This is a genomic window from Novosphingobium umbonatum, from assembly GCF_004005905.1.
Lineage (GTDB): Bacteria > Pseudomonadota > Alphaproteobacteria > Sphingomonadales > Sphingomonadaceae > Novosphingobium > Novosphingobium umbonatum.
This window is the reverse complement of sequence record NZ_SACO01000015.1, coordinates 1-12,500: the sequence shown is the minus strand read 5'-3', so window position 1 is coordinate 12,500 and position 12,500 is coordinate 1. Positions and strand designations below refer to the sequence as shown.

Genomic DNA, 12,500 nt, shown 5'->3' with positions numbered 1-12,500 from the left:
GCCATGTCGCAATTCGCCTTCCTGAAGCCAGAGTTTGCCGATCTCTTCGTGCTGGCGCAGAAGGCGGAAATTGCGGCGCTGGCCGATCCGCGCAGCGCGTGCTTCCACGCCCGCCTCGCGCTGGAAAGCGCGGTCAAGTGGATGTATGCCAACGACCGCGCCCTGCGATCCCCCTATGATGAAAACCTCTCGGCGCTGATCCACGAGGGCACATTCCGCACGCTTGTCGGCAACACGCTGGTGGCCAAGGCGCGGATCATCAAGGATTTCGGCAATCTGGCCGTGCATGAAACCCGCCCCGTGCCGGTGGCCCATGGCGTCACCAGCGTGCGCGAGCTGTTCCATGTCTGCTATTGGCTGGTGCGCACCTATGCGCGCGGGGAAAAACCAGCGGCGGGCATTGCCTTCAACCCTGACGCCCTGCCCCGCGCCGTGCAGGTGGAGGCCACTGGCCTTGCCAAATTGCAGGAGATTGCCAAGCAGGGCCAAGCCGCCGCCAAGGCTCTGGCCGAGGAACAGGCCGCCCGCTTGCGCAGCGAGGAGGAAGTGGCCGCCCGCGATGCGCAGATCAAACAACTGCAGGACGAGATCGCGGCAGTAAAGGCCGCCAACCAGAAGACCCAAGACACCCACGATTATAACGAGGCGCAAACCCGCGACGCCTTCATCGACAAGCTGTTGCATGAGGCGGGCTGGCTGCTGGATCAGCCAAGGGACCGCGAATATCCGGTAAAGGGCATGCCCAGCACTTCGGGCGATGGCTTTGCCGATTATGTGCTGTGGGGCGATGATGGCAAGCCGCTGGCCGTGATCGAGGCCAAGCGCACCAAGCGCGAGCCGCTGGTGGGGCAGCAGCAGGCCAAGCTTTATGCCGATTGCCTTCAGGCGGAGTTTGGCGTGCGTCCGCTGATCTTCTGCACCAATGGCTATGAGCATTGGCAGTGGGATGATGAGCGCTACCCGCCCCGGCAGGTGCATGGGTTTCTGAAGAAGGACGAGCTGGAGCTGTGGCTGCAGCGCAAGACCTCGCGCCGCACGCTGGCCAGCACGGTGATCGACCGCGATATCGTCGAACGCTATTACCAGACCCGCGCCATCAAGCGCGTGGGCGAGGTGTTTGAAAAGGACAAACAGCGCAAGGCTCTGCTGGTGATGGCCACAGGTTCGGGCAAAACCCGCACGGTGATCGCGCTGGTGGACCAGATGATGCGCGCCAATTGGGCCAAGCGCGTGCTGTTTCTGGCGGACCGCGTGGCGCTGGTGAAACAGGCACATAACAATTTCAAAAAGCACCTGCCCAGCGCGCCCAGTGCCAATCTGATCGAAAAGCACGATTCGAAGAAGAACGACCATAACGGTGCCCGTGTCTGTGTGGCGACGTACCCGACGATGATGAACCTCATCGACGAGATCCAGAATGGGCAGCGCAAATATGGGCCTGGCCATTTCGACCTGATCGTGATCGATGAGGCGCACCGCTCGGTTTACCGGAAATATCGGGCGATTTTCGATTATTTCGATTGCCTGCTGGTGGGGCTGACGGCCACCCCGCGCGATGAGATTGACCGCGACACCTATTCGCTGTTCGAGCTGGAACGCGGCGTGCCCACCGATGCCTATGATCTGGATGAGGCGGTAGCGGACAAATATCTGGTGCCGCCCACAGCCATGTCAGTGCCGCTGAAATTCGTGCGCGAGGGCATCAAATACGAGGAATTGTCCGAAGAGGACAAAGAGAAGTGGGACATGCTGGAGTGGGAGGATAAGCTCCCCGACCGCGATATCGACCCCGCCGAGGTGAACAAGACGCTGTTCAACGAAGATACGGTCGACAAGGTGCTGGAGCATCTGATGACCCACGGCCTCACGGTGGCCGAGGGGGATAGGCTGGGCAAGACGATCATCTTTGCCAAGAACCACGACCATGCCGTGTTCATCGAGCAGCGTTTCAACGCCAATTATCCGCATCTGGCGGGGCATTTTGCGCGCATCATCGATTTCAAGACGGAATATGCCCAATCGCTGATCGATGATTTCTCGATTGCGGAGAAGGCCCCGCATATCGCCATCTCGGTCGACATGCTGGATACCGGCATCGACGTGCCTGAGGTGGTCAATCTGGTATTTTTCAAGATCGTCCGATCCAAGACCAAGTTCTGGCAGATGATTGGGCGCGGCACTCGCCTGTGCGATGATCTGTTTGGGCCGGGGCGAAACAAGGACACGTTCCGGATTTTCGACTTCTGTCAGAATTTCGAGTTTTTCAACCAGAACCCCAAGATGACGGATGGGGCTACCGGCCAATCGCTTAGCGAACGCCTGTTTATCAAGCGGGTAGAGATTGCGGCGACGCTGCAAGAGGTCGCTGGTGATGCGGAAGTGAGCGATCTGGCCAGTCTGAATGCCGATATGCGCAGCAGATTGTTCGAGGAAGTTAGCGGGATGAGCCTCGACAATTTCCTCGTGCGCGCCAAGCGCCGCAGCGTTGAGCATTTCCAGCAGAAGGACGCATGGGCCAGCTTCAGCACCGAGGATCGGGAAAAGCTGGTCAATGACATTGCCGGGCTGCCCAGCGCGCTCAAGGACGATGATATTGCGGCCAAGCAGTTCGACTACATCGTTTTGAGCGGTGAACTGGATCTCTTGCGCAGCCTCGCCACTTTCAGCGCCTGTCAGGAAAAAGTGATGGCGCTGGCCGCCAAACTTGAAACCCTGAGCAATGTGCCGCTGGTGCGCGCGGAAATGGCGCTGATCCTTGAGGTGCAAACGGACGAATATTGGCAGGATATCGACGCCTGGACGCTGGAGCAGATGCGCCGCCGCCTGCGTTCACTGATCAAGCTGATCGAGCCTGATCAGCGCCAGATAGTATACACCACCTTTGAGGATGAGATTGGCCAAGGGGCAGAAATTGCCCTGCCTGACGTGGCCGTTGGCACCGATAAGGCTCGTTTCCAGATGAAGGCTCGCCATTTCCTGAAATCCCACGAGGATCACATCGCCATCTACAAGCTGCGCCACAATGAGCAGCTTACCCCCCAGGATTTGGCGGAATTGGAGCGTATTTGGATTGAGGAAGGTGGGGCCAGCGAGGCTGATCTGGCTGACGCCAAGGCTGAAGGTGGCCTCGGACTGTTTGTTCGATCACTGGTCGGCCTTGATCGTGATGCTGCCAAGGAAGCCTTCGGGGAATTCATGGCGGGCAAGAGCCTAAACGCCAACCAGATCGAATTTGTCACCCTGATCATCGACCATCTGACGGAGCAGGGCGCGATGGATCCCAGGCGCTTATATGAAAGCCCCTTCACCGATTTTGATGACCAGGGCATCAGCGGCGTGTTCCCCCAGGCCCAAGTTCAGAAAATCGTGCAGATTTTGGCGGATGTGCGTAGAAGGGCTGCGGCTTAGGGGGACAGTCCGGAAAGGCAGGTTACGACCAGATCACGCCGTTCCGATGCAATGCCGGGAACGTCGGTGTACGCCGAATCCGGTCATTCCAACCGCCTCATCCCATCAATCACTGCCGCCCCAAATGCTGCCGTTGGACTGCCAGATTTAGCGCTTAAATAGCCGCCGGTCGTTCACTTCCAGATCGCCTCTCTGACAACTAAACGGAGGATTAGTTGTCAGGCAGTCTAAATGGCTTTGCTTGGCAGCACGGAGCAGTTACGCGACTGTGCGATAGGAAGACACCATGTCGAAAAAACGGGACGATTTCAGCGCGCAGACCAAGCGCGATATGGCATTGCGCGCAAGCTACCATTGCTCGCTCTGCAAGCGTTCGACTGTCGGGCCGGGCGAAGAAGGGCCCAGCGCCATCACCCTGATCGGTGTAGCTGCCCATATCAGCGCTGCTGCCTCCGGCCCAGGGGCCCGCCGCTACGATCCGACGATTACATCGGAACAACGATCTCACATAGACAACGGGATATGGCTGTGTGCATCGTGCGCCACCCTCGTCGATCGCGACCAAATTCGTTTTACAGCGGATGACCTGCGCAAGGCCAAGCGGGACCACGAAAGTTCTCGGCGGATCGGGGTGCCAAGCGCGACAGACGAAGGCGATATTATCGCGATTGGTCCTGACATCATCGTCCTGGGCTGCGTCATCCGATCATCCCCCGAAGCCACGCGCATCCGTGTTTCTCATTTCGTCAACGGCTCAATACGCGATCTCTGGTCGCTCACCCGCATCTTTGAAACTTGGCCGGCGGAGCGACGCTATGTGCTGCTGAACGAACTGGGATATGGCGCTTTGCTAGCCGAACCGCCCGTTATCGAGCGCGTCGATCATGCCTGCGAGGTTGAGTTCAAACTGCTTGAACAGACCGAACGCCAGCAGGCCACTACGGAGATCGCCGCGATGTGCCGTGAGACCGGCAAACTCATCAAGGGTCTTGCGGCTCACATCCAAAACTTTGAATGTATCCTGGGCATGGCGCAAGGCACCTTCTTCGCCGATCTGACTAGCGGCAGCGATCTCTCCGATCTCTACTGGCGTTACAAGGAATCGCCCTGGTTCGCACGTTTGGCTAAGATGGAGATGATCCGGCTCTCATCTATAGCCCCGGCCAAGAGGAGACGAGGCAGTGATCGAGCGCCCTTTTGCATTGTTAATCAAGTCAATCGGGTTGATGTGCCAAACTTTGACCTGACAGACCAAAAACTAAAAATAGACGTTGAGTTCGAATTGGAAGGCCTGGGTGCTTGGAAGCACACACTTGTGGTCTTTGTTTCGACACCCGAACAACTTATCGAATGTCGTGAGAATGCACTGAAACACAACAAGCGTATCAAAGGCATTCAAAATCAAAGCATTCTATGATCAGTATCGTCGCCATACCGGTCGTTCCGTGTCACTGGTCGGCGGCGCCAAAATTCATTCTAGCTTTGAGGCGGCGAAATGCCGAGGCTTGGAAAATTCCTGTCGGTCCCAAAGCTTTCGTCAAATGGCAAGTCGCTTGTCAGTATTCGGTTCAGGCAGAGTGGGGAAATGATATTGCTGGGGATTGTTAGGCGATGACTGCCTGATTAAGCTAGCCTTCAAAGGAGAGCATAGTGACATCTGTGTTTATTGCCTACGCATCGGGCAACGCCTACCATAATCAGATCATTGAAGGAGCGGCCAAGGCGGCTTCCTCGACTACGCGTACCGTAACCGCATGGTCGCAAAAGGATATTTCGGGCTCGCCGATCGCGCAATCAGTCGAGGGATGGATCGAGAATGCCGACGCGTTCGTCGCTGACATCTCGCAGGTAAATCCAAATGTGACCTATGAACTCGGTTATGCGATCGGCTTGGGCAAACCAGTGCGGCTGATACGCTCTTCGTATAGCTCCTTTCAGGACGTAAAGAATGTCGGACTGCTTGATACGCTCGGCCATGATGCCTACGACCAACAGCCGGCTCTGACGAAGATTTTGATGCGTAAGGACGAGACAACGACTTGGTCGCAGGTTGTGCGTAACAAGGAGCAACCTCTGTTTATCTTGCAGCGCCCCGGTTCCGGCGATGTAAATGGCCGTGTGGTCAGTGCGATCAAAAAAATCGCTCGAGTTCGGTTTCGTAATTTCAATCCAAGCGAGATCAGCCGCCTTAACGCCAGTGAGGCATATCAACATGCAGCGTGTTCCTTCGGGGTGGTGGCGTTTTGGATGGACGGAACCGACGAACAGGCGGTGCGAAATAATCAGCGAGCAGCATTCATCTACGGCGTCGCCCGTGGACGCAATATCCCCGCGTTGCTGATCGCGCACGAGTCAATGGAGTTGCCGCTTGATCTCCAAGATCAGGCAGACCGTTTCTTCAAACTTTCTGAGCTCGACAAGATGATTGGTGAGTTCCGGAACCATGTGGCCGATGCCCAAAACGACTTTGTGGTCGTCAAACCCCAGAACGAGCGCTTGCTTGAGCAGCTTACGTGTGGAGATCCGGTGGCCGAGAACGAAGCCGCAACGCTGAGCGACCATTTCCTCCAAACGGATGGCTATCGACGGACGCTGGAAGGCGCAGCCAACTTGCTGGTGGGCCGCAAAGGGAGCGGCAAGACTGCGATCTTTCTGCAGGCGAGGGATCGCACCCGAGCCAACAAGGATAATATCGTAATCGATTTGACGCCCGATGGGCACCAACTGATCAAGATGAAAGAATTCATCCTCGACAGACTAAGTTTTGGAACTCGCAAGGAGGTTGTGGCGGCATTCTGGGAGTATGTGCTTTGGCTTGAAATCGCCTATAAGCTCTTGGAAAAGGACGAGCAGCGTTCACTGCGTGACGATCGTCTGCTACCCGGTTACCGAGCCCTGAAAGCGCTGTTTGAGGCACGCGTCGATACTGGAACAGGCGATTTCTCCGAGCGACTGCGTCGTCTCTCCGAGAATATCGTCGATCGCTTCAAAGCCAGCAGTCTCGGCGAAGGCGAGATCGGTCAACTTGCGTCTTCTAAAGTGCTTGAGGCTATTTACGGGCATGACCTGCGTCAGCTCCGTGACGGGGTCATGGACTATCTGCGTTTGAAAGGCTTCGTATTTTTCCTTTTCGACAATCTCGATAGATTTTGGACGCCAGGCGGCTTCACCGACGATGATGCACTGATTGTCATTGGGTTGGCCGAGTCCATGCAGGAGATCGCCCGCAAGTTCCGGAGGAAAAACCTGGATTTTCGTTGGGCCATTTTTGTTCGTTCAGATGTCTACGAATTTCTTATCCGTGGTATGGCCGACTACGGCAAGCTTGCGGTTCAAAGCCTCGAATGGGGCGATCGGGCACTCCTCAAGGTTCTATTCGAACAGCGTCTACAGGCCAGCGCGCCGCGCCTAGAGGAGTCTTGGTCAAAGACTTGGGCGCGGGCCTCAGTGGATACCGTCGATGGGGTCCCTATCATGGACTTCTTAATCGACGGGAGCATGATGCGGCCGCGTTATCTGATCCGGCTGTTTGAAACCGCCCGGCGTCGGGCCGTTACGTTCAACCGTCAGCAAATCGATGCGGAGGACTACCGAGTGGCTTTGCGTGAACTGGGCTGGCAAGTGCTCGAAGATCTTGACCGCGAGATTTCCGATCTAGTGAAGGACGGAGCCGACTTGCTGTTCGAGATTTTGCAGGCGCGCCAGGATCTGACTATCGCTAAGTTGCGCTACATTGCGGCAAAGAGGGTGCCGGACCAAGATGATTTAGCCAAGCTGATCGATGTGATGTTATGGAACGGTAGCATTGGGGTGCTGGATGGCAACGTGCCTAAATACATCTTTGACACCGGCTACAAGCGGCAATACCTCGCGGCGATTATTAACGCCGATCAAAATACCGGTTTAGCCCTCCATCCTACTCTCGTCGCGGCGGTAGCCGGCCCATAGTGCCCCCTTGGGCAAGCTGTTCCAATAACAGGTTTCGGTGTAAGCAGGCATACTACAATGGCCACATAATGGCATGAACTCGAGCGCCTTGCTCCCTAGCCACTGGTGTGATGCGACCAAACCTGCAGTTCTTTCCATTCAAAGCCGCCCGGGCACCGCATTACTGCGCTTGCTGACGCGCGACCCACTGTGTGTGCTCTCGCGAGAAGGCCTGCTCAGCATCGTTCACGAATTCGGAGAAATCCTCCTCATTATCTATTTCCCCAATACGATTTTGAATGATCCCGATTTCGTGCGCGGTAAGGGTGTAGGATGAGGCTAGTTCATTGAATTTCTTGATTTGCGTCCAACCAACGAAGGAGGATGCCAGAACAATCACTGGCTCGATGGGCCAGAGTTCCCAATCCGGGTATTCAATTCTGAAAAGCGCGAGCACAATGGCGACCGCGTAGGCTGCGACGCCCGCCAACATCCAGTACCTGCTCGCCCGCTTGTTGGCACCCGCTTTCGCCGCATACCAAATTCGCTGATCCTTGATCCGATGTTCTGAATAAAACGTTTTTCGCTGTTCAAGGTCCCGCGCCCGCACTTCTTCCATGGTTGCTGGAATTTGCTGTTTGGCAGCGCTGTCAGTCGGCATCTTATCCCCAATGAAGCGATTGGCCTTCAAGATAGCAAGTAAGTGCTCCCGAAACTCACTGCGCGGTATGGTGATGGAGGCTGCGTCTACAAATGGGCTAGACCTCATCACAAAACGCCATGAAGAGGTCTTAATCGACTCCGCAAGAGCTCTCCCTCGATACCAATCCTGCTCTGGCTTCATCCAACTCCGGCAAATGAGGATCGCCAACGAAGCGAGCAGTACAATCGCATAGACGATGAAAAAGGTCGGTTCCTTGCTCCAGTTCATCGAAAAAACGGCAGCTAGAAACAGCAGAGCGTATTCGGCTCGAATGAGCCACAGATAAGCAGACTGCGACTTGGCAGACATGTCGCCCGCAGTTTCATACAGCGCTGGATATTCGAACACGATCTAGGGCACCAAACGGCGGATTGCTGCCACAATAGAGGCAGAGTTCCACGCCACCATCTCATCCGCGCAGTCAACTACTGACTGAGGACTGCGTTGCTCACCCCAGCGCTTGATACCTAGGATCGGCTTGCCAATCTGCTTTGCAAAATCCATTTCGTATTGGATCCAGTCGCTGTGGTTCACGTACATGCCGGAGACGATCACCACGCACTGACATGGCCGAATTTGACGCTTCATCTGCTCGCCCAATTCTTCAGATGTCATGCCGTTGAAGGCTTTGTCCTCGGGAACAGAGTAGTTGGACCACTTGAAGTTGTTTGCGGCATTCAGGAACTCAACAGCCCTCTTGTAGCGGTCGCTGTATTTCCAAGCGTGGCTGATGAAGAGTTTGTGGTCGTGTAGGTAAGGCATGACGATCTCCCTATCATGTTACTCTAGGTCGTTATTCCTGATGGTCCAAGTGGGGGGGCGTGGCTTGAACTGAGATAATTGGTGGATAAACTATCCGACCTCAGATGAGCTTGCGCTCAAGTGATCAATGAACGGCCGCTCTCCAGAAGTATATTCCCCTTATCCAGTGCTTCTTCTGGAGCGCATGGCCGGTTTGGGAAGGACAACCAGAGCCGCTGATCGGCGGCTCTGGCGGTGCCCCGTCAAAGTAGGCTGGTGACCTGCCCCCCGAAAGATCCCTCATTCTGATGTAGAGTCTGCCACTGGAAGGAGCAGACGTATGAGGAAGAGCCGTTTCACCGAGGCGCAGATTATCGGGATGATCAAGGAACAGGAGGCGGGGCTGCCGACTGTTGAGATTTGCCGCAAACATGGGCTGAGCACGGCCACGTTCTACAAGATGAAGGCCAAATATGGCGGGCTGGAAGTGTCTGACGCCCGTCGGCTGCGCCAGCTTGAGGACGAGAACGGCAAGTTGAAGCGCTTGCTGGCCGACAGCATGCTCGACAACGCGATCCTGAAGGACCTGCTGGGAAAAGTCTGACGACACCGGGCCAGCGGCGGGACGCGGTGCTGCGGGTGTTGAGGGATTATGAGATCTCCCAACGTAAGCGCCGACGGAATGCGGCGTTGACGCGGCCTATTTGACCTTTCGTGTGCGCGGCGCCCATTTCTTTGCCAGTGCGGCAAAGCTGGCGTGGATCATATCGATGTTGGGTGGGGCATGGGGATCATGGTCGTCGCCCAGAGCATCGAGAGCCTCTTCGTGATACTCGTGGGCCGGATCGGCGAGCGCTTCCAGCTTCTCGGCGTAACCCCAGGGGCCGCCAGAATCCTCTGGTGGCCGCATGCCGGTGGCGTCGACCAGGCGTGGATAGCTGCCGTGGGGATCGGCAGGGCCGATGCCCTGGATCTTGACGCTGTGTTCCCACGCATCGCCAAAGTCATAGAGGTAACGGAAGGTCTTGCCCCGCATGCCCTCGAGTGCCTGAGCCAAGGTTGTCTTGCGGGCATCAAGCGGGCCATCAAAGCCGCACGAGGGATCGGGGATGCCGAAGCCCGTGTGGCCGAAGGTCAATTCCCACAGGTGACTGTCCGTCCACGCCAGCGCTGCCTGGAAGGTGCTGTGCAGCCTGTCGAGGCGAATACCCAGCGGCACTTCGATGACGCGGCTGACCACCGGCGTCACATCATCCAGCGTGATCGTCATCCTTGCGACGAAGGCATTGCTCAAGCGGCCTGCTCCAGATTCTGGATCTCTTTCGCTGCCTGCCAGTTCCAGGGGAGCAATTCGTCGATCCGGTTGATGGGATGATTGCCGATACGCGCGATGACGTCGGTGAACCAGGCCTCAGGCTCCACACCGTTAAGGCGACAGGTCTCCACGAGTGAATAGAACAGCGCCGAGGCATCTCCGCCCTTGGTCGAGCCGACAAACATCCAGTTGCGGCGGCCAAGAGCAACACCGCGCAGGGCATTCTCGACAAGGTTGTTGCTGATCTCGAGCAGGCCATTGTCACAATAGCGGGCCATCGCCGTCCAGCGATTGAGCGGATAACGGCATGCCTTGGCCAGCGCGCTGTCCGAAGACAGCCCGCGCATCTGGTCTTCGAGCCATGATCGCAAGGCAGCCAGCTTCGGGGTGGCCAGTTGCTGGCGAACGCGCCGCCGTTCATCGGGTGGTGCACCCTTGATGTCGCGTTCGATCGCGAACAACTCGCCGATCCTCACAACCGCTTCCGCTGCGACCGGCGACGGGTTCTTGGCCAGAATGTCGGTAAATTTGCGCCGCGCATGCGCCCAGCAGCCAACCTCGGTCACGCGGCGCGGGGCTTTGGTTTTGGGGTTGCGGTACAAGACGTTGTAGCCGCCATAGCCATCGGCCTGAAGGAAACCCTCATATCCGGCAAGATGAGCAGCGGGATGTTCGCCGCCCCGCCCGGTCGCAAAGCGGAACGCCACGGCAGGCGGGCTCATGTCGCCGCTGGAACGGCCATCGCGCAAATAGACCCAGAAATAGGCGGTGTGGCTGCCATCTTCGCCCATCAGCAAGGTGACCGGCGTCTCGTCGCCATGGATCTTGGGGGCCTTGAGAATGTGGGCCAGCAGGCGCTCGCCAAGTGGGGCCATCAACCAGGCCAGCTTGCGGGCCCAGCGGCCCATCACATCACGATCAATGTTCACGCCCTGCCGCCGCAGGATCACGGATTGGCGGTGCCACGGCTGATGGTCAACGAAGCGGCTGACCACCAAATGCGCCAGCAGCGCGCTGCTGGCCATGACTTTGGGCAAAGGCAGATCGACGGCGGGCGCCTGTCGGATCGTCTCACACGACCGGCAAGCGATACGGGGCCGAACATGGCGCAGGACGCGGAAGCGGGCTGGCACATAATCCAGCACCTCGGTGACATCTTCACAGATGACGGTCTCCACCCCGCCGCAGTTGCACGGTTCCGGGCGATGCTCGGCGGTCAGGCGCGGTATATGCGCCGGAATTGACGCGCGGGTGCCGGCCTTGCGCACCGGTTCCGGTTTTAGCGCTGCGGCATCATCATTGGCAGGCTCGGGGACGGCCTCGACGTCTTCGAACATCATGCGCAGTTGCGCGCTGTCCATCTTCTCGGAACTGCGCCCGAACTGGACGCGCAACAGCCGTGCAAGACGGTGTTCCAGCTTTTCTATGGCCAGGCACTGGGCTTTGACGGTCTGCTTCGTCACCTTCAGTTCATCCCGATCCACCTCCATAGCCTCCGCCATCTCCCGCAGCATTTTCTGCAGGAGAACAGGGTCTGTAGGAAGGCGATCAAGGTCGAACCGCATGCCTGCCCCTATAGGACAGGAGACCTGAAAATGCTACAAGAAGTGCCGGTTTTCTGCGATTTCCTCTCACGCAATTGTCGGTGTGGCCACCTTCTCATGGACAATGGCCTGCCGCCAATCCAGCCCCTCGATCAGCATCGCCAACTGCGCGCCAGAGAGCCGGGCGGCAACGCCATCCCGGGCGCGTGGCCAAACGAACTTTCCACGTTCAAGCCGTTTTGCATAAAGGCAAAGCCCTGACCCGTCCCACACCAAAGCCTTCAATCTGTCACCTCTTTTGCCCCGGAACAGGAATACCGCACCCGAGAAAGGATCAAGTTGCAGTATATTGCGGACCTGGGCCGACAGTCCGTCAAACCCCTTGCGCATATCGCATGGCGCCAGCGACAGATAGATGTTCGCCGAGGGCGGTAATGTCAGGCTCAACCTTCAAGCTCCCCGACAATCTCGAGAACCAGTCGCAGGGCCTGGCGGTCAACCAGCCTGTCCACCGAGACCGTGAAACCACCACCACGCCGAATGTCGATCCGGCCAGTGTCCACCATTTTGCCCGCAGGCTCTGGCTGCACCAGTTCAACCGGCACAAAGCCTGCCATGGCGCCGCGCAGCAATTGCTTGCGCCACGTGTAGAGCTGACCCGTCCCAATCCCATGCCGACGGGCAACCGCTGCCACAATCACGCCGGGCTGGGTCGTCTCCTTCAGAATCGCCAGCTGGACACCTCGAAAAACTCTGGCTTTTGAGTGGCAGATTTGATTCATATCGCTGACGATGCGGTGGAGGCGACGATGGCAGGACAGCCCAGTTTCTTTGACCTATCTGACCGGTACGAGGCGCTGAG

General features: G+C 57.4%; 9 protein-coding genes and 1 pseudogene. 4 read left to right on the top strand and 6 right to left on the bottom strand.

Features of this window, described 5'->3' with window-relative positions; translation table 11 throughout:
* The first annotated feature begins 3 nt into the window (after positions 1–3).
* From EOE18_RS15700 to EOE18_RS15690, 3 genes are all read left to right on the top strand, one after another.
* Positions 4–3,408, top strand: coding sequence for a DEAD/DEAH box helicase family protein (locus EOE18_RS15700; protein ID WP_127711259.1), 3,405 nt, complete (start codon positions 4–6; stop codon positions 3,406–3,408).
* A 286-nt stretch (positions 3,409–3,694) separates the two neighbouring features.
* Entirely contained in the window at positions 3,695–4,825 is a 1,131-nt protein-coding gene (locus EOE18_RS15695; protein ID WP_220446027.1) for a hypothetical protein, read from the top strand.
* Between the two features lie 233 nt (positions 4,826–5,058).
* Complete coding sequence (locus EOE18_RS15690; RefSeq protein WP_127711257.1) at positions 5,059–7,356, top strand: P-loop ATPase, Sll1717 family; 2,298 nt, start codon at positions 5,059–5,061, stop codon at positions 7,354–7,356.
* 160 nt (positions 7,357–7,516) lie between these two features.
* Here the strand turns inward: EOE18_RS15690 and EOE18_RS15685 are convergent, their stop codons facing one another.
* On the bottom strand, positions 7,517–8,386 hold the full coding sequence (locus EOE18_RS15685) for a DUF4231 domain-containing protein (protein ID WP_220446026.1): 870 nt from the start codon (positions 8,384–8,386) through the stop codon (positions 7,517–7,519).
* Positions 8,387–8,389: 3 nt separating this feature from the next.
* Positions 8,390–8,800, bottom strand: a complete 411-nt coding sequence (locus tag EOE18_RS15680; RefSeq protein ID WP_127711255.1) for a TIR domain-containing protein — start codon at positions 8,798–8,800, stop codon at positions 8,390–8,392.
* Positions 8,801–9,119: 319 nt separating this feature from the next.
* On the opposite strand from EOE18_RS15680, the pseudogene EOE18_RS15675 reads away from it, so the two are divergent.
* Positions 9,120–9,451, top strand: a pseudogene (locus EOE18_RS15675) (transposase); the annotation flags it as partial.
* A gap of 28 nt (positions 9,452–9,479) precedes the next feature.
* On the opposite strand, the gene EOE18_RS15670 reads toward EOE18_RS15675, so the two are convergent.
* The 4 genes from EOE18_RS15670 to EOE18_RS15655 all read right to left on the bottom strand — a co-directional run bounded on the left by EOE18_RS15670 (position 9,480) and on the right by EOE18_RS15655 (position 12,420).
* A complete protein-coding gene (locus EOE18_RS15670) occupies positions 9,480–10,073 on the bottom strand; it encodes a plasmid pRiA4b ORF-3 family protein (protein WP_246027481.1) in 594 nt (197 codons plus the stop codon).
* Positions 10,070–11,659, bottom strand: coding sequence for an IS66 family transposase (tnpC, locus tag EOE18_RS15665; RefSeq protein ID WP_127711253.1), 1,590 nt, complete (start codon positions 11,657–11,659; stop codon positions 10,070–10,072). Before tnpC ends, EOE18_RS15670 begins: the two co-directional genes overlap by 4 nt.
* 66 nt (positions 11,660–11,725) lie before the next feature.
* Positions 11,726–12,085 carry an IS66 family insertion sequence element accessory protein TnpB gene (gene tnpB / locus EOE18_RS15660; protein WP_342772672.1) on the bottom strand — a complete coding sequence of 120 codons (360 nt, stop codon included), beginning with the start codon at positions 12,083–12,085 and terminating at the stop codon, positions 11,726–11,728.
* A complete protein-coding gene (locus EOE18_RS15655) occupies positions 12,082–12,420 on the bottom strand; it encodes a transposase (protein ID WP_127711251.1) in 339 nt (112 codons plus the stop codon). The genes tnpB and EOE18_RS15655 overlap by 4 nt, the downstream gene beginning before the upstream one ends.
* Between the last annotated feature and the right edge of the window lie 80 nt (positions 12,421–12,500).